This window comes from Streptosporangium sp. NBC_01755, from assembly GCF_035917995.1.
Lineage (GTDB): Bacteria > Actinomycetota > Actinomycetes > Streptosporangiales > Streptosporangiaceae > Streptosporangium.
In genome coordinates this window covers 2,175,814-2,200,357 of sequence record NZ_CP109131.1, presented here as the reverse complement: position 1 = coordinate 2,200,357, position 24,544 = coordinate 2,175,814, and the positions used below count along the sequence as shown (strand labels likewise).

The 24,544-nt window shown below is 67.2% G+C and carries 23 protein-coding genes; 7 read left to right on the top strand and 16 right to left on the bottom strand.

What is annotated here, in order from left to right; translation table 11 throughout:
* Position 1: 1 nt before the first annotated feature.
* The 4 genes from bioB to OG884_RS09960 form a co-directional block, all read right to left on the bottom strand.
* Positions 2-997, bottom strand: a complete 996-nt coding sequence (gene bioB / locus OG884_RS09975; protein WP_326644351.1) for a biotin synthase BioB — start codon at positions 995-997, stop codon at positions 2-4.
* A 106-nt stretch (positions 998-1,103) separates the two neighbouring features.
* Positions 1,104-1,826 (bottom strand): dethiobiotin synthase, encoded by a 723-nt coding sequence (bioD, locus tag OG884_RS09970; RefSeq protein WP_326644349.1) that lies wholly within the window; start codon positions 1,824-1,826, stop codon positions 1,104-1,106.
* A 19-nt stretch (positions 1,827-1,845) separates the two neighbouring features.
* The gene (locus OG884_RS09965; RefSeq protein WP_326644347.1) at positions 1,846-2,565 is read right to left on the bottom strand and encodes a GntR family transcriptional regulator; all 720 of its coding nucleotides are present in this window, start codon (positions 2,563-2,565) and stop codon (positions 1,846-1,848) included.
* On the bottom strand, positions 2,562-3,722 hold the full coding sequence (locus OG884_RS09960; RefSeq protein ID WP_326644344.1) for an 8-amino-7-oxononanoate synthase: 1,161 nt from the start codon (positions 3,720-3,722) through the stop codon (positions 2,562-2,564). The genes OG884_RS09965 and OG884_RS09960 overlap by 4 nt, the downstream gene beginning before the upstream one ends.
* A gap of 68 nt (positions 3,723-3,790) precedes the next feature.
* Between OG884_RS09960 and OG884_RS09955 the strand changes: the two genes are divergently transcribed.
* Positions 3,791-5,254, top strand: a complete 1,464-nt coding sequence (locus OG884_RS09955) for a sensor histidine kinase (protein ID WP_326644342.1) — start codon at positions 3,791-3,793, stop codon at positions 5,252-5,254.
* A 217-nt stretch (positions 5,255-5,471) separates the two neighbouring features.
* Here OG884_RS09955 and OG884_RS09950 read toward each other — a convergent pair whose 3' ends face one another.
* Both OG884_RS09950 and OG884_RS09945 read right to left on the bottom strand, forming a co-directional pair.
* Positions 5,472-5,726 carry a WhiB family transcriptional regulator gene (locus OG884_RS09950; RefSeq protein WP_326644341.1) on the bottom strand — a complete coding sequence of 85 codons (255 nt, stop codon included), beginning with the start codon at positions 5,724-5,726 and terminating at the stop codon, positions 5,472-5,474.
* A gap of 279 nt (positions 5,727-6,005) precedes the next feature.
* Positions 6,006-6,965 (bottom strand): diacylglycerol/lipid kinase family protein, encoded by a 960-nt coding sequence (locus OG884_RS09945; RefSeq protein WP_326644339.1) that lies wholly within the window; start codon positions 6,963-6,965, stop codon positions 6,006-6,008.
* Between the two features lie 114 nt (positions 6,966-7,079).
* Between OG884_RS09945 and OG884_RS09940 the strand changes: the two genes are divergently transcribed.
* Entirely contained in the window at positions 7,080-7,463 is a 384-nt protein-coding gene (locus OG884_RS09940; RefSeq protein WP_326644338.1) for a hypothetical protein, read from the top strand.
* 135 nt (positions 7,464-7,598) lie between these two features.
* Here the strand turns inward: OG884_RS09940 and OG884_RS09935 are convergent, their stop codons facing one another.
* The 3 genes from OG884_RS09935 to sodN form a co-directional block, all read right to left on the bottom strand.
* A complete protein-coding gene (locus OG884_RS09935; RefSeq protein ID WP_326644336.1) occupies positions 7,599-8,378 on the bottom strand; it encodes an RNA polymerase sigma factor SigF in 780 nt (259 codons plus the stop codon).
* Between the two features lie 17 nt (positions 8,379-8,395).
* Complete coding sequence (locus tag OG884_RS09930) at positions 8,396-8,821, bottom strand: anti-sigma factor (protein ID WP_030924831.1); 426 nt, start codon at positions 8,819-8,821, stop codon at positions 8,396-8,398.
* Between the two features lie 256 nt (positions 8,822-9,077).
* Positions 9,078-9,479, bottom strand: coding sequence for a superoxide dismutase, Ni (gene sodN / locus OG884_RS09925; RefSeq protein WP_326644334.1), 402 nt, complete (start codon positions 9,477-9,479; stop codon positions 9,078-9,080).
* A gap of 90 nt (positions 9,480-9,569) precedes the next feature.
* Here sodN and OG884_RS09920 point away from each other — a divergent pair, with 90 nt between their 5' ends.
* Positions 9,570-9,872, top strand: coding sequence for a S24 family peptidase (locus tag OG884_RS09920; protein WP_030924827.1), 303 nt, complete (start codon positions 9,570-9,572; stop codon positions 9,870-9,872).
* On the opposite strand, the gene OG884_RS09915 is transcribed toward OG884_RS09920, so the two are convergent.
* Complete coding sequence (locus OG884_RS09915; protein ID WP_326644332.1) at positions 9,842-10,372, bottom strand: CGNR zinc finger domain-containing protein; 531 nt, start codon at positions 10,370-10,372, stop codon at positions 9,842-9,844. The genes OG884_RS09920 and OG884_RS09915 overlap by 31 nt on opposite strands.
* Positions 10,373-10,646: 274 nt before the next feature.
* Between OG884_RS09915 and OG884_RS09910 the strand changes: the two genes are divergently transcribed.
* Complete coding sequence (locus OG884_RS09910) at positions 10,647-11,840, top strand: NAD(P)-dependent malic enzyme (protein ID WP_326644330.1); 1,194 nt, start codon at positions 10,647-10,649, stop codon at positions 11,838-11,840.
* A 392-nt stretch (positions 11,841-12,232) separates the two neighbouring features.
* On the opposite strand, the gene OG884_RS09905 is transcribed toward OG884_RS09910, so the two are convergent.
* The 6 genes from OG884_RS09905 to OG884_RS09880 form a co-directional block, all read right to left on the bottom strand.
* Positions 12,233-13,747: a hypothetical protein gene (locus tag OG884_RS09905; RefSeq protein ID WP_326644328.1), complete on the bottom strand. Its 1,515-nt coding sequence runs from the start codon at positions 13,745-13,747 to the stop codon at positions 12,233-12,235.
* Positions 13,748-14,557: 810 nt separating this feature from the next.
* Entirely contained in the window at positions 14,558-16,072 is a 1,515-nt protein-coding gene (locus tag OG884_RS09900; protein WP_326644328.1) for a hypothetical protein, read from the bottom strand.
* Between the two features lie 486 nt (positions 16,073-16,558).
* Positions 16,559-17,728, bottom strand: coding sequence for a trypsin-like serine peptidase (locus OG884_RS09895; RefSeq protein ID WP_326644326.1), 1,170 nt, complete (start codon positions 17,726-17,728; stop codon positions 16,559-16,561).
* A 151-nt stretch (positions 17,729-17,879) separates the two neighbouring features.
* On the bottom strand, positions 17,880-19,100 hold the full coding sequence (locus OG884_RS09890) for a trypsin-like serine peptidase (RefSeq protein WP_326644324.1): 1,221 nt from the start codon (positions 19,098-19,100) through the stop codon (positions 17,880-17,882).
* A gap of 206 nt (positions 19,101-19,306) precedes the next feature.
* Positions 19,307-20,866, bottom strand: coding sequence for a hypothetical protein (locus tag OG884_RS09885; RefSeq protein ID WP_326644322.1), 1,560 nt, complete (start codon positions 20,864-20,866; stop codon positions 19,307-19,309).
* Positions 20,867-21,342: 476 nt separating this feature from the next.
* Positions 21,343-22,458 carry a trypsin-like serine peptidase gene (locus OG884_RS09880; protein ID WP_326644320.1) on the bottom strand — a complete coding sequence of 372 codons (1,116 nt, stop codon included), beginning with the start codon at positions 22,456-22,458 and terminating at the stop codon, positions 21,343-21,345.
* Between the two features lie 317 nt (positions 22,459-22,775).
* Here OG884_RS09880 and OG884_RS09875 point away from each other — a divergent pair, with 317 nt between their 5' ends.
* The 3 genes from OG884_RS09875 to OG884_RS09865 are packed head-to-tail and all read left to right on the top strand — an operon-like array spanning position 22,776 to position 24,537.
* Positions 22,776-23,195 (top strand): hypothetical protein, encoded by a 420-nt coding sequence (locus tag OG884_RS09875; RefSeq protein ID WP_326644318.1) that lies wholly within the window; start codon positions 22,776-22,778, stop codon positions 23,193-23,195.
* A 37-nt stretch (positions 23,196-23,232) separates the two neighbouring features.
* The gene (locus OG884_RS09870) at positions 23,233-23,565 is read left to right on the top strand and encodes a hypothetical protein (protein ID WP_326644316.1); all 333 of its coding nucleotides are present in this window, start codon (positions 23,233-23,235) and stop codon (positions 23,563-23,565) included.
* Between the two features lie 9 nt (positions 23,566-23,574).
* Positions 23,575-24,537, top strand: coding sequence for a zinc-binding dehydrogenase (locus tag OG884_RS09865; RefSeq protein ID WP_326644313.1), 963 nt, complete (start codon positions 23,575-23,577; stop codon positions 24,535-24,537).
* The last annotated feature ends 7 nt before the right edge of the window (positions 24,538-24,544 follow it).

Here is a 24,544-nt window from a genome sequence, read left to right as displayed (position 1 = left end):
CTCAGAGAGTGTCGGAGAGCGCCTTGATGGGCATCTTCAGGTCCGCCAGCAGGCCGAGGTCGGCCTCGGCCGTGCGGCCCAGGGTGGTCAGGTAGTTCCCCACGATGATCGCGTTGATGCCGCCGAGCATGCCGTCGCGGGTGCCCAGGTCGCCCAGAGTCAGCTCGCGGCCGCCCGCGTAACGCAGGATCGTGCGGGGTAGCGCGAGCCTGAAGGTGGCGATCGTCCGGAGTGCCTCGGCCCCCTCCAGCAGCGGGAAGGACTCGAAGGGCGTGCCGGGGCGCGGGTTGAGGAAGTTCAGCGGAACCTCGTCGGGTGCCAGCTCGCCGAGTTGCCCGGCGAACTCGGCCCGCTGCTCTCGCGTCTCGCCCATGCCCACGATGCCGCCGCAGCACAGTTCCATACCGGCCTCGCGCACCATCAGGCAGGTGTCCCAGCGCTCCTCCCAGGTGTGGGTGGTGACGACCTTCCCGAAGTGCGACCTCGCGGTCTCCAGGTTGTGGTTGTAGCGGTGCACGCCCATCTCGGCCAGCTCGTCGACCTGCGCCTGGGTGAGCATGCCCAGCGAGCACGCGACGTTGATGTCGACCGCCTCACGGATCGCCTTCACGCCCTGGCGGACCTGGTCCATCAGGCGCTGGTCGGGTCCTCTCACGGCGGCCACGATGCAGAACTCGGTGGCCCCGGTCGCGGCGGTCTCCCTGGCGGCCTCGACCAGTGAGGGGATGTCCAGCCAGACGGCGCGGACCGGTGAGGAGAACTGCCCCGATTGTGAGCAGAAGTGGCAGTCCTCGGGGCAGCCGCCGGTCTTGAGGGAGACGATCCCCTCGACCTCCACCTCGGGACCGCACCACTTCATCCGCACCTCGTGGGCCAGGGCCAGCAGCTCGGCCAGGCGGTCATCCGGCAGCTCCAGGCAGCGCAGGGCCTGTGCGGCGTCGAGACCGCGGCCCTCCTGCAGGACCTGCGTCCGGGCGATCTCAAGGATGTCGCTCATCAAATACCTCCGGTGTTGGAGATCCCGGGTGCCGACTCCGGGAAGATGGGGGATTCCCGGCTTCCACCGGGGGAGGGCGTCGAACGGTTCTGATCCGCGGCCGTGGCTACGGGGAAAGCCTAAGGGTGGTGCGGAAGGCGGCGGGGTCGAAGCCACCGCCCAGAGGCGGCCCCAGCCCCAGGTGGGCGGCGCTGGCGAAGGAGCCCCGCTCCAGCCGCCCGGCTCCCTCGGGCATGGCGCCCGCCAGCGGCCGGGCGGCCAGCATCTCCAGGTCCGCGACGTTGCTCCGCTCGGCGGGGCCGGGCTCGGCCGGCCAGGAGCCGATCACCACCCCGGCCGGCTCCAGCCCTCGGTGGGCCATCGCCTCCAGCGTCAGCGCGGTGTGGTTGAGCGTACCCAGCCCGGCTCTGGTCACCAGGAGCACCGGCGCCGAGAGCGTCCTGGCCAGATCGGCCAGGGTCGCCCCCTCCTCGTCGAAGCGGACGAGCAGCCCGCCCGCCCCCTCGACGATCACCAGCCGGTGCGAGCCGGCCAGCTCCCTGATCCGGTCCGCCACCAGCGAGAGGGAGACCGGCGGCAGGCCGGCCAGGCGCGCCGCCGCAGCGGGGGACAGCGCGGCGGGATACCTGGCCACCTCGAAGGTCGTCCGCACCCCGGACAGCCGGATGACGTCTTCCATGTCACCGGGCTCGGCACCGGAGACCCCGGTCTGCGCGGGCTTCACCACGGCCACGGAGGAGCCCCGCTCCCTGGCGAGCGAGGCCACCGCCGCGGTGACGACGGTCTTTCCCACCCCGGTGTCGGTCCCGGTGACCACGAGAATGCTCACCCGTCCCACCTTAGGTGGGTCAGGGGCGGCGCAGGCGGGTGACGAACTTGTAGCGGTCGCCCCGGTACAGGGACTGGGCCCACTCGACCGGGTTACCGTCCGCGTCGAAGGCGTGCCTGGTGAGCAGGAGCAGCGGCAGGCCCGCGTCGACGCCGAGCACCTGCGCGTCGTACGGGGTGGCCAGCACGGTCTCGATGATCTCCTCGGCGTCGGTCAGCCGCACGTTGTACGCGTTGTACAGCGTCTCGTACAGCGAGGAGTGCACCTCCAGCTCCCGCCGCAGGCGGGGGAAGCGCCGGGCCGACAGGTGGGTGGTGTCGATCGACATCGGCTCTCCGCTGGCCAGGCGCAGCCGGTGGATGCGCAGCACGCGGCCGCCGGCGTTGATGGCCAGGCGGCGGGCCAGCGGCTCATCGGCGGTGACGTAGCTGATGTCAAGGATCTTGGTGTCGGGTTCGAGGCCGACGGTCCGCAGGTCCCCGGTGTAGGAGGTCAGCTGGAGGACCTGGGCGACCTTGGGCTGTGCGACGAACGTCCCCTTGCCCTGGATGCGCACCAGGCGGCCCTCGACCACGAGCTCGGACAGGGCCTGGCGCACCGTGGTGCGCGACGTCTCGAAACGGACCGCGAGGGCTCGCTCGGGGGGCAGAGCGCTGCCCGCGGGCAGGCTCTTGGTGAGGGTGAGCAGGCTGCGCTTGACGTCGTAATATTTCGGGATTCTTGGGGAGTCGTCGCTCACATGGTCACCTTCATCTCGGCCACGGCGGTGAGTGCACCCCTGATCACCGCTAGATCGTCGGAACTCAGATTGGCCCGTGCCGTCAACCGCAGGCAAGAGCGGCCGACCGGTACCGAGGGCGGCCGGAAGCATCCGACGCGCACCCCGTGTTCCACACAGATGAGGGCGGCCCGAAGTGCGATCTCGGGTGGGCCGAGCACGACGGGGACGACCGCACCCGCTGGATCGCCGCTCTCCAGGCCGAGATCGCGGGCCACAGCGGCCAGCTCCCTCGCCATGGTTCGCACGCGTCCGGGCAGTTCGGGCTGATGGTGAAGGATATCGACAGCGGCGAGTGCCGCGGCCACGCTGCCGGGCGCCAGTCCGGTGTCGAAGATGAACGACCGGCCCGTGTCCACAAGGGTTTGGATCACCTCGGGCGCGCCCAGTACGGCTCCCCCCTGGGACCCCAGGGACTTGGACAATGTGATCGTTCTCACAATGTTCGGCTCGGCCGCCAGCCCCGCGGCGTGCACGGCGCCCTGTCCGCGGGGCCCGACGACCCCGATCGAGTGGGCCTCGTCGACGACCAGCAGCGCACCCTGCCGTACCGTCGCCGCGTGCAGCTCCGCGAGCGGGGCCAGATCGCCGTCCACGGAGAAGACCGCGTCCGTGACCACGATCGCGTGCGCCTCGTCCCGGTCGGCCAGTGCCTTCTCCACGGCCGTGACGTCCTTGTGCGGGGTGACCACGACCCGCGAGCGCGACAGCCGGCAGGCGTCCACTATCGACGCGTGGTTGCCCGTCTCGGAGACCACCAGGGCATCCCTGCCCAGGGCCGCGACGGCGGCCAGGTTGGCCAGGTAGCCGGAGGAGAACACCAGGGCGCCCTCCGCGCCGGTGAAGGCGCACAGGCGCGCCTCCAGGCGCGCGTGCAGGGCAGTGGAGCCGGTGACCAGGCGGGAACCCGTGGAGCCCGTGCCCCAGATGCGTGTCGCCGCCACGGCCGCCTCGGCCAGCCGCTCGTCCCTGGCCAGGCCGAGGTAGTCGTTGGAGGCCAGATCGATGAGGCCGTCGTCGTCCGGCGTGCGGGCGCGCAGGGTCCGCCGCAGCCCCGCGGCCTCCCTCGTGGCCGCTGCCGCACGGAACCGGATCAGCGGATCAGGAATCTGCTCCATAAGCGGCATCTTTTCAGCAGGACTCACCCGATTCGCGTTCGGGCCTGGAAAGAACGCATGATGCACGGGTGCCGACTCTAAGCGACCTGGCGGTCCGTCACACCGCGCTAGACGATGCGGACCTTGAGTGGATGCACTCGCTGGTCTCCGACTGGCAGCTCATCGCGGACCTGTCCTTTGCCGACCTGATCCTGTGGATCCCGCTGAAGGACGGCTCCGGCTGGATCGCGATCGCGCAGATGCGGCCCACCACGGGGCCGACCGTCTATCACGACGACATCGTGGGCATGACGGCGGCGAGGGGGGAACGGCCGCTTCTGGAGATCGCCTGGAACGAGCGACGTATCTGCCGTGAGGGCGATCCGGACTGGTCGAGCGGGGTGCCGGTCCGTGAGGAGACCATTCCCGTACGGCGGGCCGACCACTTCCTGGGCATCATTCAGCGCTCGACGAACCTGTCCTCCGCGCGGACTCCCTCCAGGCTGGAGCTGACGTACCTGCAGAGCGCCTCGGACCTGGCCCAGATGGTGGCCGAGGGCCGCTTCCCGTTCTCCGGCGCCGAGCCGATCCTGGTCCGCTCGCCGCGGGTGGGCGACGGGCTGCTCCGGCTTGACCGGGCGGGCCGGGTCACGTACGCCTCACCGAACGCGCTGTCCGCCTACCGGCGGCTGGGTCTCACCGCCGACCTGGTCGGCGCGGAGCTGGGCCGTACGACCGCCACGCTCTGTTACTCCGACGAGCCCATCAACGAGAACCTGATGATCGTCGCGAGCGGGCGAGAGCCCAGGGAGACGGAGGTGGAGTCGGGCGGCACCGTCGTGCAACTGCGGGCGATCCCGCTGATCGTCGGTGGCGGGAGGATCGGCGCGCTGGTGCTCATCAGGGATGTGACCGAGCTGCGCCGCCGCGAGCGAGAGCTGATGACCAAGGACGCCACCATCCGGGAGATCCACCATCGGGTGAAGAACAACCTGCAGACGGTGGCCGCGCTGCTTCGGCTCCAGGCCAGACGGCTGCAACTGCCGGAGGGCAGGGAGGCGCTGGAGGAGGCGGTGCGCAGGGTCGGGTCGATCGCGATCGTGCACGAGACGCTCTCTCATACGCCCGAGGAACAGGTCGACTTCGACGACATCGCCGATAGGGTGATCGCGATGACGGGAGAGGTCGCTGCCCCGGAGACGCAGGTCGTGCCGCGCCGAATCGGGACCTTCGGGGTGCTACGCTCGGAGATCGCGACGCCGCTGGCAATGGTCCTCACGGAGTTGCTGCAGAACGCGGTCCAGCACGGGCTGGCGCAGCGTCAGGGTAAGCTCCAGGTGATCGTGTCACGGGGGGCCGAGCGGCTGGACGTGATCGTGTCCGACAACGGCAGCGGGCTGCCAGAGGACTTCGACCTCGACCAGACCACCAGTCTGGGCCTGCAGATCGTGCGGACACTGGTGGTGAGCGAGCTGTCCGGGCGGCTGGCCATCGAACCGCGCCAGGGTGGTGGCACCGAGGTAAGCCTGAGCATTCCTCTCCCCGCGGCCTAAGCGACGGGGCAGAGGAAACGCATCACATCAAGACCTTCACTCAGGCCGCGCTGGGGACTGGACTGAGGAGAGCGGGGCGGGAGGAACGAGCGACCCCGCTCGGCGAGCGGAAGGGATTGGGGCTGAGCGGCCTCACCGCGACGCGCAGCGTCGCCGGCGGTGCGGAGTCGGGGCTGAGCGGTCTCACCGCGACGCGTGGCGTCGCAGTCGACGCAGCTCAGGCGTTCGTGCGGGCGCGAGCTCGGGCCGTACGGCGCTTGAAGGCGCGTCGCTCGTCCTCGCTCAGGCCGCCCCAGACACCGGCGTCCTGCCCGGACTCCAGCGCCCACTTCAGGCATGCTTCACTGATGGTGCACGTACGACAGACCTGCTTCGCTTCTTCGATCTGCATCAGGGCGGGGCCGGTGTTGCCGATCGGGAAGAACAGCTCGGGGTCCACGTCACGGCAGGCAGCTCGGTGGCGCCAGTCCATGCGTCCACTCCTTAGTAAAGAGGAGCCCTTACGTGCTCCAGCGGTTCACTTTGTGAAGAGTTTCACTAATCAGCGCGAACGATTCCCCGATCCGTGGTTCGGGTCGGGGCATGTCCGCTTGATCGCCGATGGCCTGGGAGCGGGGTGCCGCTCAAAGGTCCTACGTTCCGACGTCAATCTCGAGATTGTCAGCCACGCTCAGTACACGCAAGAGGTTTGGGAGAACGTTTTGCCTGAAATGGATGTCGGATGCGTCACATGATGACGGCACGTAACGGGCTAGACCACTACTCGTAACGCATTGGGGATAGAACGGAATGTTATTCGCTCAACCTCCCCCAGGTAGTCCCCGTCCAGCTGAAACGCCACGGGCCGCCTGGCACTCAGCGTGAACTCTTTCTCGTCGTGGAGCTGCACCAGGTGACGACCGGTGGGAAGAGTGTCGCGGGCACCGATGATCTGGGGTATCAGCTGGAGCATGGCCGGCAGGCCCAGGCGCTGTAGACCCAGCAGGTCAAGGCCGGTCTCGAAGCTCGCCCACGGGGTCGGTGAGACCGGCCGCGGGCCGATGTACGTCCAGGGTGAGGTGTTGGAGACGACGGCCATGTAGATGCCGCCGGTCGGCGGCACCTCCGGGCCCTCGACGGTCATCGAGGGGTGACGCTTGTCCGTCGACAGGTAGTGGTGTAACGCGGTGTTCACGTAGCGCGCGGGCGTGGCCTTGCGACCGGTGCCCCGTATCCCCTCGACCGCCCTGATCACCTCGGCGTCGTACCCCAGGCCACTACAGAACGTGAAATATCTACTCTGGTCATCCCAGATCGCCTGGCCGAGGCCAACGATCCGCTGCCGGCCGTCACGGATCGCCTCCAGGATCGCCCCCACCGACTCGACCGGGCTGCTCGGCAGGCCAAGAGCCCTGACGAAGACGTTGGCACTGCCACCGGGGATGGCCAGCAGCGCCGGCCGATCGACCGCGCTGCCCTCGTCGCCGCCCTTTCCGTCCACCGGATCGAGCAGCCCGTTCACCGCCTCGTTGATGGTGCCGTCACCGCCGAGCACGGCCAGCACGTCGTAACCGGAGGCGTGGGCCTTGCGGGAGAGCTGCGTCGCGTGCCCCCGGTAGCGGGTCTCCTCGACGGTCAGGTTCATCGTCGCGCTCAGCGCCCTGATGAGCACGTCCCTGGTCCGCTGGTTGGTCGTCGTCGCCTTCGGATTCACCAGGAGCATCGCGCGCATAATCTCAGCGTATCCGCCGGAATCCAGGATTCCGCCGAAACCTGACCTTCCGCCGAAACCTGAGCCGAGGTGGCGAAGAACGGTGCGGCACCACCCGGCGATAGGGTTGGCCCCGTGTCGAACCGTCCGATGACTCTCACCGTCGCCGCCGCCGTCATGGCGGTGGAAGGCGCCACCGCTCTGCTCCTCGGCGGTTACGTCGGCGTGGAGACGGTGATCGGCCGGCCGTCCGACCTGATGACCTCGATCGCCGTCGCGGTGTTCGGGATCATCATCGGCGCGGCTCTGCTCTGGGTCGGCTGGGGCATGATCCAGGCCGAGCGATGGGCCCGGAGCCCGGGCGTGCTGACGCAGATCTTCGCCATCCCGGTCTCGGTCACGCTGATCCAGTCCGACCAGCTGGTGATCGGCATATCGCTGATCACCCTGGTAGTGATCGGACTGGTCACGCTCCTGTCTCCGCCGACGACGCACGCCCTCTACGGGGACCAGGAATAGCCCCTTGTCGCCTACCGCGGTCGGTCAGACGGTGCCTCGTCCGCGTTGCCGCCGGTCACCGCAGTACACCGGCTCCCTCCTCAGCCTCGCGAGGCACCGTCTGACCGATCCTCGCCAGGATCCGTCGGCTGGGGCCTAGTCGTCCACGGTCAGGCCCTCGCGGAGCTGGGCCAGGGTCCTGGCGAGCAGCCGGGACACGTGCATCTGCGAGATGCCGAGCTCGGTGGCGATCTGAGACTGTGTCATGTTGCCGAAGAAACGCAGCAGCAGGATCCGCTTCTCACGCGGCGGCAGTCGCTCCAGCAGGGGCTTGAGCGACTCGCGGTATTCGACACCCTCCAGGGAGTCGTCCACGATGCCGAGGGAGTCGGCCACCGCCGGCGCGTCGTCGTCGCCGGAGTCGGGCGCGTCGAGGGAGACCGTGGAGTAGGCGTTGGCCGACTCCAGCCCTTCGAGCACCTCCTCCTCGGTCATCTTCAGGAACGTGGCCAGCTCGGCCACGGTCGGCGCGCGCCCCTCCCGCTGGGAGAGCTCGCTGATCGCCTTGGTGAGCGAGAGCTTCAGCTCCTGAAGCCGGCGCGGCACGCGGACCGCCCAGCCCTTGTCGCGGAAGTGGCGTTTGATCTCACCGACGATCGTCGGAGTGGCGTAGGTGGAGAACTCCACACCTCGGCCGAGATCGAATCGGTCGATTGACTTGATCAGCCCGATGGTCGCGACCTGTGTGAGGTCGTCCAGCCACTCGCCCCGGTTACGGAACCGTCGGGCGAGATATTCGACGAGGGGCAGGTGGAGCTCGACGAGCTCGTCACGGATGCGCTGGCGCCGGGGGTCGTCGGAGTTCAACTCCACCAGCTCCGCGAAGAGCAGGCGCGCACGCACCCGGTCGGGCACCGCGTGGTCGCTGGCGGCCATGGCACGAGTCCTTTCCGTCACGCCGGCCTCGCCGCGCCTCGGCGCTTGCGGAGGACGATCGCCATACGGTCGGGGGAGTCGGTTACGGCATCCACATCATCAGCCAGGGCGGTGAGCACCATCCACGCGAAATCGTCGCGCTTCGGGGGGGTGCTTCCCACCGTGCTGACCTCGACCCGCACCTTCATCAACTGCCCGGTGAGCTCGAACTCGGCGGTCAGATCGGTGCCGGGGACGGCCTGGGTCAGCAGCATCGCACACGCCTCGTCGACCGCGATCCGTAGATCCTCGATCTCGTCCAGCGTGAAGTCCAGCCGTACGGCAAGTGCGGCTGTCGCCGTACGCAGCACGGACAGATAAGCACTCGTTGCCGGCAGCCGGACGCTCACCACGTCACGGATCCCGCCCATGCCGACCGCGGGCGCCTCGGTGTGTTCGGTCACGTTCCTCCTCGCAGAGTCGCTGACTGCAACCTACAGCCCTGAGACGGTGGTTGGCCCATTTGGACTCGCGATCGGGGCGATTTGACTGTATTGATTGCGAAGCTAGCGCGTGTCGTTCCTATGGCGACGCTGCGCGTCGCGGTTCGGCCGCTCAGACCCGGCTCCCTCCCTCGTCGAGGGAGGTCGCTCGTTCCTCGCGACCTCCCTCTCCTCAGTCCAGTCGCCGACGCGTCCTCACGGGTTGATTGTGAGGATTTTAGGCGGCCTTGGTCTCCCAGAAAATCTTGGAGATCTCGTCGATCTTGCCGAGGAGCTCGTCGGCCTTGGCGACGTCGACGGTGCCCTTACCGCCGGCCGCGCCCGCGAGCTTGGTGGCCTCCCAGAACAGCTGGTGCAGCTGCGGGTAGGTCTCCAGGTGCGGGGGCTTGAAGTAGTCGGTCCACAGCACCCACAGGTGGTGCTTGACCAGTTCGGCCCGCTCCTCCTTGATGGTGAGCGCACGGGAGCGGAACACCGGGTCCTCGTTTCCGGCGTACTTCTCCATGATGGCCTTGACGGACTCGGCCTCGATGCGGGCCTGTGCCGGGTCGTACACGCCGCAGGGCAGGTCGCAGTGCGCCGACGCGATGTGCTTGGGGCGCATAAGTCGTGCGAGCATCGGAAATCCTTCCTTGATGCCATGTTCAGAATGGTCCGGTTAACGACCTTACTCGTCTCAGAATGTCCGTGCGGTAGGGGGTTGCGCTCGATGAGAGTACGTGTCGCGGGGGACTCGATGCTGCCCGCGCTGCGGTCCGGCGACTGGCTCTGGGTACGGCGCGGAGCGGTGGTGAGGCCCGGCGACCTGGTCGTCGCCCGGCTGCCGTCCGACCCCGCCGTGCTCATCGTCAAACGCGCGGTCTGGGAGGCGGACGGCGGCTGGTGGCTGGAGAGCGACAACCAGCGCGCTCCCGGCAGGCGCGACAGCTGGGACTTCGGCGCGCTGCCTCCGTCGTCGATCGTCGGCCGGGTGGTGCTGCGTTACTGGCCGACCTTCTGGCGGGCCCGGTAGGCGGCGACGTTGGCACGGCTGGCGCACCGCTCCGAGCAGTACCGGCGCGACCGGTTGGAGGAGGTGTCGAGGTAGGCCCTGCGGCAGGGCGGCGCCTGGCAGAGGCCGAGCCGGTCGACGCCGAGATCGGTGATCATGGTGGCGAGTCCCATCACCGCTCCCACGGCGTACTGGTCGGCCATCCGGCCGCCCTCGGTGAGGTGCAGATGCCAGCGCTCGCCGTCGTGCCCGGAGATCTGTGGCTGGACCGGGTGGTGGATCAGCAGCGAGTTGAGCCGGTCGACCACCGCCTCCTCGTCGCCCGCCTCGGCGGTCTCGAACACGACCATCAGCTCTTCGCGCAGGTCGCGCAGGGCTTCCAGGTCGCTCCTGGTGATGCGGCAGCCGGGCCGGTAGCGACCGCCCTCTTCCAGGAGCGTGCGCAGCCCTTCGAGACCGGTCAGCCGGTCGGGGCTGTTGATCAGTAGCACGGCCAGCTCAGCGTAGGAGGTCAGGTCCATCTGGGGATCCGTCAATGTAAGAGGTGGCATGGACTTCGAGTATTACACGGCGTGGCGAGGTTAACACCGGGACGACAAAAGTATGGGTACCTACCCGTGGCGCCAGTCTCAACATGTGGCACAATCGAGCAACGGGTGACCCCCGTACCCTCCAGACGACCGTACTCAGTGAGCAGGCCCCGAGCGGCTACAGAAGCCGGGGACAGGCTATCTACGGTTGTCTCAAGGAACTATCCGTCTGACTGACTGAAATACAGGGGTCGCTGTGGCCACCATGCCATCTTCCATCTCTCTCGAAGCACTCGAAGCCCTGGATCTGGATCCGGCCTTCGCCCTGCACCGTGGGGGCAAGCTGGAGGTTCGCTCCACAGTTCCGGTCCGCAACGCCGACGACCTGGCGCTCGCCTACACACCGGGTGTGGCCAGGATCTGCAGTGCGATCGCCGAGGAGCCCGAACTCGCCAAGGACTACACCTGGATCTCCAACGTGGTCGCCGTCGTCTCCGACGGCACCGCGGTGCTCGGTCTCGGAGATATCGGGCCTGCCGCCGCCATGCCGGTCATGGAGGGCAAGGCCCTGCTGTTCAAGCAGTTCGCGAATGTCGACGCGGTGCCCATCTGCCTCGACTGCACCGACGTGGACGAACTGGTCGAGACGGTCGTCCGGCTCGCCCCCTCCTTCGGGGGGATCAACCTCGAGGACATCAGTGCTCCCCGCTGTTTCGAGGTCGAGGCGCGTCTCCGTGAGATCCTCGACATCCCCGTCTTCCACGACGACCAGCACGGCACCGCGATCGTCGTGCTGGCCGCGCTGAAGAACGCTGCGCGGCTGACCGGCCGCTCGCTGGGCGATCTGCGGGCCGTGGTCGCCGGTGCCGGTGCCTCCGGGATCGCCGTCAGCCGGATCCTGCTCAACGCGGGCATCGGTGACATCGCGGTGGCCGACTCCAAGGGCATCATCCACGAGGGCCGCGACGGGCTCAACCCGGTGAAGGAGGCCCTGGCGCGCGACAGCAACAAGGCCGGCCTGCACGGTTCCACCGAGCAGGCGCTGGCCGGGGCCGACGTGTTCATCGGGCTGTCGGGCTCGACGGTCTCGGAGGGGGCCATCGCGTCGATGGCCTCAGGCTCGATCGTCTTCGCGCTGTCCAACCCGACGCCCGAGGTGCGGCCGGAGGTCGCGCGCAAGTACGCGCAGGTGGTCGCGACCGGTCGTTCCGACTTCCCCAACCAGATCAACAACGTGCTGGCCTTCCCCGGTGTCTTCCGAGGGGCGCTCGACGTCCGCGCCACCACGATCACCGAGAACATGAAGGTCGCCGCCGCCGAGGCGCTGGCCGGGGTGGTCGGGGACGACGATCTGTCGGCCGACTACGTGATCCCCAGCCCGTTCGACGAGCGTGTCGCCCCGGCGGTCATCGCCGCCGTCTCCGAGCAGGCTCGTGCCGACGGGGTCGCCCGCCTCTAGGCCGCACCCGCCACGATCATTCAGGTGCGGCGGCAGGCGAACTTTGCCACCCGGAAACCTGAGCACGACCACAACATGAGCACGACCACGCTCACCAGGCATCCAACCGTGAACGCCCCTCGCCCGACCGGCGGGGGGCGTTCACGGTTTCCGGGAACCCTGACATCCGTCGCGCGTCGTGTCGTGGGAAGAGCCCTTCGAAGGCCAGGGCGGCGTTGGACGAACGGGGTGGGTAGCCCTCCTGCCCTCGGCGCGGAAAGCCTTCACCGGTGAGAATCCGGTGGGAATGGCCGAAGGGGCCCGGCTGGTGCCGGACCCCTTCGGGTGAAGCTGGTGGAGCAGGTGAGCCTGGAGGTTTGGACGCTCAGGCTCGGGTGATCGTCGGTGAGCTACTACTTCTTGACGATCGAGCCGGACCACACGTTCGCGGCCTTGGTGTAGATGGCAGCGGTCTCACCGTCGAAGTACGGCGAGGTGATGAGGTCGTAGCGGCCGTTCTCGTCCTGGTCACCGAAGAGGCTGGTGACGCCGTTGACGTAGCCCAGACGCTTGGCGTTGCTGTACTTGGCGAGCCAGGGGCCACCGTCGGCGCCGGGGGTGAAGGAGCTCTTCAGACCGACGTGCTCTTCGGTCTTGGTCGCGGCCTGCACGTACTTCTGGGCGTTGGTCTTGCCGTAGGTCCACTTCGGCGTGACACCGGTGTAGGCCTTGTTGCCGTCGGGGTGCGCGTCGGCCGGGTAGCCGAACACGAACACCGTCTGCTGCGGCTTCTGGTTCCAGGTGAAGCCCTGGCCGCCGACGTTGTCACCCAGGCGACCGACGTCCTTGATGAAGCCGTCCACCACGTAGAAGACCGTCTTGAAGTACCCCTTGACGGAGGTCTCCTTGACGAAGTACTTCACGAAGTAGTGGGTGATGGTGTAGTTGCCCTTGTCGAGCTTGCGGTAGCCCGGGCCGGTGTAGGCGTCGTACTGCGCCTTGGTGACGTGCTCGACGGTGGTCTTCCAGGGAGCCTTGGCGCCGTTGAGCTTGCCGGTGGGGGCCTTGTCGTAGGCCTCCTTGGAAACCTCCTGGAACACCTTCACCGCGCCGGGGTAGTCCGGGCCGACCTGCTCGCTCAGCTTGTCGGTCTTGGCCCAGGCAGCAGCCGTCTCGCCACCGTGCAGGTCCACGGTCTTGTTGTACTCGGGCTCGGAGATCGGGACGTCCTTGGCGAACTTGGCGCCGTCGAAGGCCTTGTAGTCGCCCTCGCTGACTTCCTTGGCGGTGCCGCCGCCGATCTGGATGCCGCTGTACACGGTCACGAACGCGTAGTCGCGGTCGTAGTCCTCGTAGTTGGCGAAGTCGTAGTGCGTGTAGGCGGTCTTACCGACGTAGATGCCCCACGGGGTCTTGCCCTGGTAGTAGCCGGGGACGAAGACCCAGTTGTCCATGACGCTGGAGTCCTTGGCGTCGTCGTAGACGCAGTGACCGGCGGTGGAGACCAGGTTGCGGTACTTGCCCTGGATCGAGGTGGCGGAGCACCACTTCAGCTTGCTGTCCTCGTCGACGAAGAACACCTTGCCGATGGACTTCGGCAGGTTGATGTTCTTGACCTTCGCGACGGTCTTCTTCTCTTCGCCGATCGGGGCGACGATGCCGGGCTTGCCGTCGGCGACGTAGCCGCCACCGGCGTTCAGCTTCGGCGTGGCCTTGGTCTCCCAGGTGTAGGGAGTGGCCTTGGCCAGGTTGTTCGTGGTGCCGTTGACCTCGAGCCAGAACTTGGCGACGGCGACCGCGGACGGGGCGTCCTTGGCCATGGTGTCGTAGGCCCAGTCCGGGACGGCGTTGGCGGTGCCGGCCAGACCGGCGGCCAGCAGACCGGTGGCCAGAACGGCGCCACCGGCGGGGAGGAGGATGCGCTTCAAGGGAACTCCTTGGTCTGATGTGGAACGCTTCTTGCGTCCCATGCGTCAGTAAAGGGAATGCCAGAAACATACAGCGCCGATCTTGAACACCGGAAGCCGCTTTGGGATCAAAGGCAGCCTTGATCGCGTCGAGACCATTTCGTGATGTTTGAGCACCCTTGAGGTTGTTGCTGAGATCGAGGGGTGGGCGACGTGTTTGCGCAGATGGGCCTGGGTTTGGGGTGAAAGTGGCCGATGTGGCGTGAGAGGGTCGGCGCTTTCGGCAACCACCCTCATGTGATGTAGATCACATCGACTTGATGGCACCGATTTCGCCGTGGGCACGTCTAACGCCCTGTCGATTCGGGATCCGGGGCGAGGAGAGGCCGAACAGGACGCGGAGCGGGTGCCGGGAAACGGGGTGAAAGCCCTTCGGCGGCCTCTCGCGGAGGCATGATCCTTTCGCTGCCGGGCGCCGGCTGCGGGGGAGGGGACCCGGGGCGGAGATGTTCGACCTCGCCGGAGAACGCGTTGTGGCGTCGCGGAAGTGGGACGGTCACGCTCGCGGGTACGCGAGACGTCCGGTGGGGAAAGTGCACGAGATCCCCCGCGGTCGACGTCGTCGAGCTCCAGCCGGCTATGTCTCCAACACAAAGGGCCCGGCATCTGCCGGGCCCTTTGACATCTATGTGGAGCCGGTGGCCGCTTCCACGACCCCGGTGGGAATGGCCGAAGGGGCCCGGCTGGTGCCGGACCCCTTCGGGTGAAGCTGGTGGAGCAGGTGAGCCTGGAGGTTTGGACGCTCAGGCTCGGGTGATCGTCGGTGAGCTACTACTTCTTGACGATCGAGCCGGACCACACGTTCGCGGCCTTGGTGTAGATGGCAGCGGTCTCACCGTCGAAGTACGGCGAGGTGATGAGGTCGTAGCGGCCGTTCTCGTCCTGGTCACCGAAGAGGCTGGTGACGCCGTTGACGTAGCCCAGACGCTTGGCGTTGCTGTACTTGGCGAGCCAGGGGCCACCGTCGGCGCCGGGGGTGAAGGAGCTCTTCAGACCGACGTGCTCTTCGGTCTTGGTCGCGGCCTGCACGTACTTCTGGGCGTTGGTCTTGCCGTAGGTCCACTTCGGCGTGACACCGGTGTAGGCCTTGTTGCCGTCGGGGTGCGCGTCGGCCGGGTAGCCGAACACGAACACCGTCTGCTGCGGCTTCTGGTTCCAGGTGAAGCCCTGGCCGCCGACGTTGTCACCCAGGCGACCGACGTCCTTGATGAAGCCGTCCACCACGTAGAAGACCGTCTTGAAGTACCCCTTGACGGAGGTCTCCTTGACGAAGTACTTCACGAAGTAGTGGGTGATGGTGTAGTTGCCCTTGTCGAGCTTGCGGTAGCCCGGGCCGGTGTAGGCGTCGTACTGCGCCTTGGTGACGTGCTCGACGGTGGTCTTCCAGGGAGCCTTGGCGCCGTTGAGCTTGCCGGTGGGGGCCTTGTCGTAGGCCTCCTTGGAAACCTCCTGGAACACCTTCACCGCGCCGGGGTAGTCCGGGCCGACCTGCTCGCTCAGCTTGTCGGTCTTGGCCCAGGCAGCAGCCGTCTCGCCACCGTGCAGGTCCACGGTCTTGTTGTACTCGGGCTCGGAGATCGGGACGTCCTTGGCGAACTTGGCGCCGTCGAAGGCCTTGTAGTCGCCCTCGCTGACTTCCTTGGCGGTGCCGCCGCCGATCTGGATGCCGCTGTACACGGTCACGAACGCGTAGTCGCGGTCGTAGTCCTCGTAGTTGGCGAAGTCGTAGTGCGTGTAGGCGGTCTTACCGACGTAGATGCCCCACGGGGTCTTGCCCTGGTAGTAGCCGGGGACGAAGACCCAGTTGTCCATGACGCTGGAGTCCTTGGCGTCGTCGTAGACGCAGTGACCGGCGGTGGAGACCAGGTTGCGGTACTTGCCCTGGATCGAGGTGGCGGAGCACCACTTCAGCTTGCTGTCCTCGTCGACGAAGAACACCTTGCCGATGGACTTCGGCAGGTTGATGTTCTTGACCTTCGCGACGGTCTTCTTCTCTTCGCCGATCGGGGCGACGATGCCGGGCTTGCCGTCGGCGACGTAGCCGCCACCGGCGTTCAGCTTCGGCGTGGCCTTGGTCTCCCAGGTGTAGGGAGTGGCCTTGGCCAGGTTGTTCGTGGTGCCGTTGACCTCGAGCCAGAACTTGGCGACGGCGACCGCGGACGGGGCGTCCTTGGCCATGGTGTCGTAGGCCCAGTCCGGGACGGCGTTGGCGGTGCCGGCCAGACCGGCGGCCAGCAGACCGGTGGCCAGAACGGCGCCACCGGCGGGGAGGAGGATGCGCTTCAAGGGGAGCTCCTTGGTCTGATGTGGAACGCTTCTTGCGTCCCATGCGTCAGTAAAGGGAATGCCAGAAACATACAGCGCCGATCTTGAACACCGGAAGCCGCTTTGAGGGGGAAGTAGCGGGCCTGGAGTGTCGAGACCGCTTTGTGATGTTTGAGTGGCTCCAATGTCGACGCTGTAACCAAAACTTGCTCAAGGTGTTTGCGCAGCTAGACATGATGTTGGGATGAAAGTGGCAGATGTGGCGTGAGTGCCCGCTTACTGTGAGCCACCATGTCTATGTGATGTAGATCACATCAAGTTGATGGCACCGATTCCGCCGCGGGCACGTCTAACGCCCCCCTCAAGGTCCGATCCGGCTTTCGCGCCACCTCGCAGCCCGGCTTCCGCCCCCCCGAATCGGGCCATTCCCGCCCCGGAAACGGGTGCGGGACCCGGCGCGTGGCGCCGGGTCCCGCTGGTGGGTCAGGAACTTCGAAGGTGCGCGAGCTACTTGTAGAGCTCGCCGTTCGGACCGACGATCCTGCCGGACCACACGTTGGCGGCCTTGCGGTAGATATCGGCGGTCTCACCGTCGAAGTACGGCGAGGTGATCAGGTCGTAGCGGTCGTTCTGGTCCTGGTCGCCGAAGAGGCTGGTGACACCGTTGACGTAGCCCAGGCGCCTGGCGCTGCTGTACCGCGTCAACCACGGCCCGCCGTCGGCGCCGGGAGTGAAGGCGCCCTTGAGGCCGACGTGCTCCTCGACCTTCTCCGCCGCGGAGACGTACTCCTTGCCCGACGTCTTGCCGTACAGGTACTTGGGGGTCACCCCGCTGTAGGGCCTGTCGCCGTCGGGGTGCGGGGCGGCGGGGTAGCCGAAGACGTAGACGGGCTTGCCGGTCCTCTGGTTCCAGGTGAAGCCCTGGCCGCCGACGTTGTCACCGAGGCGGCCGACATCCTTGGAGAGCAGGATGTAGTAGTGCGAGCCGCGCGACCACTTGGGGCCGCTGAATCCGCTGTACTCGGCCTTGGTGACCTGCTTGACGCCGTTGAAGGCGACTCCGTTGTAGACCGTGACGAAGGCGTAGTCCTTGTCGTAGTCCTCGTAGTTGGCGAAGTCGTAGTGCGTCCACGCCGACTTGCCGACGTAGATGCCCCACGGGGTCTTGCCCTGGTAGTAGCCGGGGACGAAGACCCACTTGTCGAGGGTGTCGCTGTTGCTGCCGGGGTCGTAGACGCAGTGGCCGGCCGTGGCGACCAGGTTGCGGTACTTGCCCTGGATCGAGGTGGCCGAGCACCACCGGTACTGCCCGTTGACGACGAAGAACACCTTGCCGATGGTCTTGGGCAGGTTGACGTTCTTGGCGAGCGACGGGGTGGGCTTCTGCGAACCGGTCGGGCCGACGCTGCCGGGACTGCCGTCGGAGGAGAAACCACCACCGACCTTCATCTTCGGGGCACCGGGATCCGCGTTGTAGACGGTCGCCCTCTTGAGGGCGGCGAAGTTCGAGGCGGCCCAGAAGTTGATGACCGAGACCGCCGAGGAGTTGTTCCCGGCCATCGGATCGGTCGCCCAGTCAGGGGCCGCCTGGGCAGTGCCGACCAGGGGGCCGACCAGGGTGGTGGCCAGCAGGGCGGCGGCGGCTGCGGCGCCACCGAGGGGAAGAGAGTGCTTCAAAAGACGAGCTCCTTGCGCTGCAACGTTCCCGGACGTCCGGGAACTGCGGGACGACAAGCTACGAACCTATGCGGGGATCGCCGGACCAGACGCCGCCTAAACCTCTCTTAAACCTCTCTTAAGCCTCTCTTAAGCCTCTCTTAAGGTGGCTTTATGGTCGGGGCGCCTGCTGAGTGGCCGCCCAGTGGTAGGCGACGTAGGTCGACGCGATGAAGTACGGGGAGGAGATCCTGTCGTACCTGCGGTCGGTGTCTGTGTCCCAGGCGAAGCTGTTGACGCCGTTGAGGTAGCCGAGCGCGGTCCTGTTGTCGTAGGAGATCAGCCAGGGGCCGCCGCTCGCACCGGTGGTGAACTCGCAGGTCAGAGCGATGCCCTGCTCGACCAGGCGTGCGGGGGCCTTCACCCTGATGGTGCGCCCGTCGCACGACTTGAGCCTCTGACCGTCGTAGGGCCTGCTGCCGTCGGGGTGTGGGGCGGAGGGGTAGCCGAAGGCGAGGGTGAACAGGCCGGTGCCTCGGTTGGTCGCCAGGCCCTGCCCGCCGACGTTGTCCTCCAGGCTTCCGACACCCTCCATCTCGTAGGTGCCGGCGGTCTTGCCCGCCTTCCACCTGAAGCCGTCGTGCACGGTGACGAACGCGTAGTCGTAGTCGTAGTCACCCCTGCCGACGAAGTCCTCGTGCAGGTTGAGCGAGTGACCGACGTAGATCCCGTACGGGGTGTTGCCCTTGTCGTAGCCGGGGATGAAGATCCAGTACTCGGCCTGACTGCCCGTCTTGGCGTCGTAGGCGCAGTGCCCGGCCGTCGCGACCAGGTTGCGGTTGGCCGCCGCCACCGAGGAGGCGGAGCACCAGTAGTCCTTGTCGCCGATGCGGAAGAACACCTTGCCGACGGTCAGCGGGGAGCCGCCGGAGCCCGGAGCCCGCTTCTTCGGGAGGGTGGGCCTGACGAGCGGTGCGGTCCCCCCGGGCTTGGCGGCGCTCTTCCCGCTACTGGTCGCGGCGGTGGCCTTCTCGGTCCTGGTCGTCGCGCCGCCTGCCTCCCCGGCGGCGGCGGCCGTGGCACTTCCGGTGGTGGCGCTTCCGGCGCTGGGGGACGGCGAGGTGGTGGTGCCGGATTTTCCCCCGGGGGTCGCGGGCACCCCGGGTGTCGCCGGCCCGTTGTCCATGGCCTGCTTGAGCCTGGCCGGGCTCCAGTACTCCGCGATCCGCCGCATGTCGGCGACGCTCTTGGTCAGGGGGATCGAGGTGATGCCGCTGGGCACCCCGTTCAGTGGACCCGCCGCGGCGCTCCCGGCGAATGCCGACGTCATGGTCACGCAGGCGGCGACCAGCGCCCCAAGTGTGGCCGTGAGCCGCCGTACGCGGGAGGACATGCGGGGATTCCTTTCGGGGGTCAGGGGGCTACTACAGGCGCAAGGGGTGATTTTTCCAGATCAACTTGGTTTTGGGCAGTTCGTTGGACCGATCCGCTCCTACTCCGTTATCAGATCAGTGTGCCCAAGGGTGTATAAGCACCCTGTGAAGGTACGGGAAGGGCCCGGTGTGCACCGGGCCCTTCCTGTCTCACGGAGACCGCGTTCTAGGCCGGGAGCTTTCCGGTCCAGAGGTTGGCCGCGTGCTTGTAGATGCCGTACGTCTCACCGTTGAAGTACGGGGTGGTGACGCGGTCGTAGCGGTTGTTCTTGTCGCTGTCGACGGTCAGGCTCACGACGCCGTTGAGGTAGCCGGTCCGCTTGCTGTTCTTGTACTGCAGCAGGAAGGGGCCGCCGCTGGCGCCGGGGGTGAAGGCGCACTTGATCGCCTGGTGCTCCTCGGCCTTGTAGGCCGGGACGACGGGCGCGGCGACGGTCGTGCCGTAGCACCACTTCTGGGTGTGACCGGAGTACGGCTTGTCGCCGTCCAGGTGGGCCGAGGTCGGGTAGCCGAACGTGAAGACCTTCTTGCCCAGCTTCTGGTTCCAGCTGAAGCCCTGGCCGCCGACGTTGTCACCGAGGCGACCGGCGTCGGCCACCGCCGAGATGTAGTGGCGGAAGATCACGTACTTCACCGACGCGGTCTTCTTGATGTACTTCACCAGGTAGTAGTACGTGATGGTGTAGTTGCCCCTGTTGTCGATCTTCCGGTAGCCCGGACCCTTGTAGGCGTCGTACTCGGTCTTGGTGACGTTCTCGACACGGATCTCGAGCTTGGAGCCGGCCTTGGGCCAGTCGCCCTGCGGCAGCTCCTTGTTCTTGAGCGTGACCTTGTCGTTCTTCAGGCCGTAGACCTCGCCGGTGACCTTCTCCCAGGCCCACTTGTCCGTCTCCGCTGCGACGGCGAGGGCCCCCTTGTACTGGGGGCCGACCTCGTCCTCGGAGGAGATGTTCTCGACCTTGCCCAAGCCGCCCTTCTGGGTCCACCTGTCGTAGGTCTCGAAGTCGACGGTGCCGGCGGCCTCGCGGCCCACCCCGCCCTTGTCGACGTGCGCCTTGAAGGTCTTGTAGTCGACCTCCTTCTCCGGCTGCTGCTTGATGCCGTTGTAGACGTTGACGAAGGCGTAGTCGTAGTCGTAGTCCTCGTAGACCGTGAAGTCGTCGTGGGTGTTGACCTTGGCGCCGACGTAAATGCCCCAGGGAGCCTTGCCCTGGTAGTAGCCGGGGATGAACACGAAGTTGTCGAACGGCTTGTTCGTGTCGGTGTCGTAGACGCAGTGGCCGGCGGTGGCGACCAGGTTGCGGTACTTCGACTGCACGGAGCTGCCGGAGCACCAGCGCTCCTGCCCCTTGTTGTCGACGAAGAAGACCTTGCCGACGGTGATCGGAAGGTTCACGTTCCGCGACCGGCCGGCGGACTTGCCGCCCTCGCCGGTGGGGGCGACGACGCCGGGCTTGCCGTCGGCGGCGGCCCTGGCGGCGCCGGTCTTGGTCAGCTTCGCCGAGACGGTGGAGTCGGAGAGGTAGGTCTTCGCCGACTTCAGCTTCGAGGCGGTCCAGTAGCCCGCGATGGCCTTCGCGTTACCGGAGGGGGTGAGCGCCGCCGACTTGATGTCGGGGGCGGCGGTGCTCGCCTGGGCGGTGGCGGGGAGGGAGGCGCCGATCATCGCGGCTGCCGCAAGGGCGCCGCCGAGGGGAAGGACGAGGCGCTTGGCTCGGGGGTTCAATGAAGCTCCTTCTTTGTCATGGATCGCTCGGGACGCAATCCACGCATGCGTAAAGAGACAAGAGGTGACCGTACTCGGCAAAGATGGGGTAAAGGGCTACAAAACAGGCAAGGGCTCGGACCGATATGATTTCGTTACCAAATTCGGGGAACCAGAAATCCGTTCTGCCCGTCTGATCTCCTCTTGCTTGATCGAGAGGTCTCATGCGGGTCGTGTGAGCCTGTGAACTGCGGAAATACCGAGGTCGGTGGTTGTCCTGACGGAGGGGCCCTGCCGGTCCCGGAACGTTCCGGGACCGGGCCCGTGACCGGCGATGCGAGAAGGGGCCCGATCTCACGACCGGGCCCCTCGTCGAGCGGGGCCGCTCGTTCCTCGCGACCCCGCTCCCCTCAGTCCAGCCACCGGCGCGCCCTCACGGGCCGTCGGCGACGCTGGCGCGCCCTCACGGGTCGGTCACCGGTCACCGGTCACGTGGGTCAGTCGGTCCAGCGGTTGGCCGCGGCCTTGTAGACCTTGTAGGTGTCGCTGTTGAAGTACGGCGAGGAGATCTTGTCGTACCGGTCGTTCTTGTCGGTGTCCCAGGCGATGCTGTTGACGCCGATCAGGTAGCCGGTCCGGCTGGAGTTCTTGTACTTGTAGAGCCACGGGCCGCCGCTCGCGCCCGCGGTGAAGGCGCACTTGAAGCCGACGTGCTCCTGGACGTTGTACTTCGGCGCGGCCGGCATGGCGCCGGTCTTGCCGTAGCACCACTTCATCGTGCGGCCGGAGAAGGGCTTGTCACCGTCGGGGTGCAGGCCGGCCGGGTAGCCGAAGGCGAAGACCGCGTTCTTGATCTTCTGGTTCCAGGCGAAGCCCTGGCCGCCGACGTTGTCGCCGAGCCGCCCGACCTTCTTGATGATCGGGTGCCACTTGCCGTCCTTGTCCTTCTCCCAGTTCACCTTGAACCCGGAGTGGACGTTGACGAAGGCGTAGTCGTAGTCGTAGTCCTCCTTCACCACGAAGTCGTCGTGCGCGTTGAACCACTTGGCCGCGTAGATGCCGTAGGGGTTCTTGCCGTCCCACGCCTGGTCGCCGTCCCAGTAGGACGGGATGAAGATCCAGTTGTCGTAGAACTGGTTGGTCTTCACGTCGTAGACACAGTGCGCGGAGGTGGCGACCACGTTGCGGTACTTGCCCTGGACGGAGCTGCCGGAGCAGTACTTCCAGCTCTTCGGGTCCGCAGGGTTGGCGCCGGGCAGGGTGAAGAAGACGCGGCCGACGGTGTTGGGCAGGTTGACGTGCTTGCTCTTGGAGGACTTGGCGCCCTCCTCGCCGATCGGCGGGACCGACCCGCCGGGGCCGTCGGGGCCCGCGGCGCCGGAGGCCTTGCCGCCCTTGATGCTCAGGTCGAGGTCGCCGGTGGCGTCCGTGGCCTTGCGCATGCGCTCGGGCGACCAGAAGGAGGTGGCCTCCGTGGCCGTCTCCGAGGCCGGGGAACCGACCACGTCGTTGGGGGCTTGAGCGGCGTTGGCACCTGTGGTGGCGCCGATCACTCCGGCGATCATGAGAACGCCGGTGAGGGGGATCATGAGGCGCCGTGCTCGGGAATTCATGGAGCTCCTTTCGCGCTCGGCGTGGAGACGGGACCTCTCCTCGCCGGGAAAACGATCGGAACGTTACTGACTGAATCGAGCACTCGGCCAGGAATTGACGGGAAAAAGCATCAGATGGTTCCAGGCGATGCGATCTCGTTATTTAAATAGCAATTTGTTATAATTTAACGAATGGGCATTCTCGCAGGTCATGGCATATATTTGGGTCCCTGTGGGCACCTTTGGCATCACCGGTAACAGTGATTATCGAAGGTTTCTTGAGTAACTCCGACACCCCTAAGCCATTAACTAGAATTATGTTCTTGTTGGATGTCGGCATGAGTGCAGATCCCCGCGTTCCGCCCCCGCGTTCCGCCCCCGCGTTCCGCCCCCGCGTTCCGCCCCCGCGTTCCGCCCCCGCGTTCCGCCCCCGCGTTCCGCCCCCGCGTTCCGCCCCCGCGTTCCGCCCCCGCGTTCCGCCCCCGCGTTCCGCCCCCGCGTTCCGCCCCCGCGTTCCGCCCCCGCGTTCCGCCCCCGCGTTCCGCCCCCGCACCCCATGCCTCGTCGGCGTCGCCCGGCACACGGTCCGCGACCGGCCGGGGCCCGAGCCGTTGGATCTGTGGGAGCTCGCCGGCCGGCCCTGCACCAGGCGCACCGTCGCGGTCATGAAGGTGGGCCTGGCCGGCGAGGCGCGGGAACCTGTCGGCACCGAGGTGCGCCTGGTCACCGAGGGGCCGGTGAACGTCGCGACCTGGTGACCTCCTCCCGCCGGGCATCGAGCCCTTCGAGCAGCGCATGCTCTGGGCGCGCGGTCTGCGCGGCAGGGTGACCAAGGGCGGCTATCTCGTGCTCGACGCCAGGCCCCCGGTACGGCTGGCGGGGCCGGGGGAGACCTTCCGCGGCGAGCAGGCGGGGCCGCAACTCTGGTTCGGCGGGGCCGGGGAGACGCTGCTCGTGCTGGCGCCGGTGCCGGGCTGCGACGTCGCGTCGATCGAGCTCCCCGTCATCGAGCAGCGGCGTCGCTTCTCCGCCGAGACCTGCCAGGACGATGTGTACGTGGCGGCCTCGGGGGAGCGGGGACACGTTGAGAGGACCGTCGCCGAAATGATCGTCAGGCGGACAGCGTAAGGTGCGGCCATGTTCGCTGTAACCGCCACGCAGTTTGATCCCGACAACCCTCTCGCCGGCCTCACGCTCGGCGAGCGCCCAGAACCCGAGGTTCCCCAGGGGTGGACGACGGTCACGGTGAGAGCGGCCTCGCTCAACCACCATGACCTCTTCAGCCTGAAGGGCGTGGGCATCCGCGCCGAGCAGCTCCCGATGGTGCTCGGCACCGACGCCGCGGGGTACGACGAGGACGGCAACGAGGTCATCGTGCACTCGGTGATCGGCAGCGGTGCCGACGAGACGCTCGACCCGAAGCGCTCCCTGTTGTCGGAGAAGTATGACGGCACCTTCGCCGAGCGGGTCGTCGTGCCCAGGCGCAACCTCGTGCCCAAGCCCGCCGGACTCAGCTTCGAGGAGGCCGCCTGCCTGCCGACGGCCTGGTTGACCGCCTACCGCATGCTGTTCGACAAGGCCGGGCTGGAGCCGGGCTCGACGGTGCTGGTCCAGGGCGCGGGCGGTGGCGTGTCCACCGCGCTGATCCTGCTGGGCCGGGCCGGGGGATACCGGGTCTGGGTGACCGGCCGCTCGGAGAAGAAGCGGGCGCGAGCCCTGGAGCTGGGTGCCGACCAGGTCTTCGAGGACGGTGCCCGGCTGCCCGAGCGGGTCGACGCGGTGATGGAGACCGTCGGCCAGGCCACCTGGGGGCATTCGCTGAAGGCGCTGCGCCCCGGTGGCCGGATCGTGATCTCCGGCGCCACCAGCGGCGCGGTCCCGCCGGCCGAGCTGAACCGTATCTTCTTCCTCCAGCTCTCGGTGGTCGGCTCCACCATGGGCAGCCGTGACCAGCTGGGCAGGCTCGCCCGCTTCATGGAGCAGACGGGCACCCGCCCACTGATCGACCGGGTCCTCCCGATGGCCGAGGCTCGCGAGGGCTTCGCGGCCATGCACGAGGGCGAGCTCTTCGGGAAGGTCGTCTTCACACTGCCGGGCTGAACGCGAT

Excerpts from the sequence above, each read along its gene's own strand:
- bioB (WP_326644351.1), bottom strand. The coding sequence starts at position 997 with ATGAGCGACATCCTTGAGATCGCCCGGACGCAGGTCCTGCAGGAGGGC.
- OG884_RS09960 (WP_326644344.1), bottom strand. The coding sequence starts at position 3,722 with ATGGAGCAGATTCCTGATCCGCTGATCCGGTTCCGTGCGGCAGCGGCC.
- OG884_RS09950 (WP_326644341.1), bottom strand. The coding sequence starts at position 5,726 with ATGGACTGGCGCCACCGAGCTGCCTGCCGTGACGTGGACCCCGAGCTG.
- OG884_RS09945 (WP_326644339.1), bottom strand. The coding sequence starts at position 6,965 with ATGCGCGCGATGCTCCTGGTGAATCCGAAGGCGACGACGACCAACCAG.
- OG884_RS09935 (WP_326644336.1), bottom strand. The coding sequence starts at position 8,378 with ATGGCCGCCAGCGACCACGCGGTGCCCGACCGGGTGCGTGCGCGCCTG.
- sodN (WP_326644334.1), bottom strand. The coding sequence starts at position 9,479 with ATGCTCGCACGACTTATGCGCCCCAAGCACATCGCGTCGGCGCACTGC.
- OG884_RS09920 (WP_030924827.1), top strand. The coding sequence starts at position 9,570 with ATGAGAGTACGTGTCGCGGGGGACTCGATGCTGCCCGCGCTGCGGTCC.
- OG884_RS09915 (WP_326644332.1), bottom strand. The coding sequence starts at position 10,372 with ATGGACCTGACCTCCTACGCTGAGCTGGCCGTGCTACTGATCAACAGC.
- OG884_RS09910 (WP_326644330.1), top strand. The coding sequence starts at position 10,647 with ATGCCATCTTCCATCTCTCTCGAAGCACTCGAAGCCCTGGATCTGGAT.
- OG884_RS09890 (WP_326644324.1), bottom strand. The coding sequence starts at position 19,100 with ATGTCCTCCCGCGTACGGCGGCTCACGGCCACACTTGGGGCGCTGGTC.
- OG884_RS09880 (WP_326644320.1), bottom strand. The coding sequence starts at position 22,458 with ATGAATTCCCGAGCACGGCGCCTCATGATCCCCCTCACCGGCGTTCTC.
- OG884_RS09875 (WP_326644318.1), top strand. The coding sequence starts at position 22,776 with ATGAGTGCAGATCCCCGCGTTCCGCCCCCGCGTTCCGCCCCCGCGTTC.
- OG884_RS09870 (WP_326644316.1), top strand. The coding sequence starts at position 23,233 with ATGCTCTGGGCGCGCGGTCTGCGCGGCAGGGTGACCAAGGGCGGCTAT.
- OG884_RS09865 (WP_326644313.1), top strand. The coding sequence starts at position 23,575 with ATGTTCGCTGTAACCGCCACGCAGTTTGATCCCGACAACCCTCTCGCC.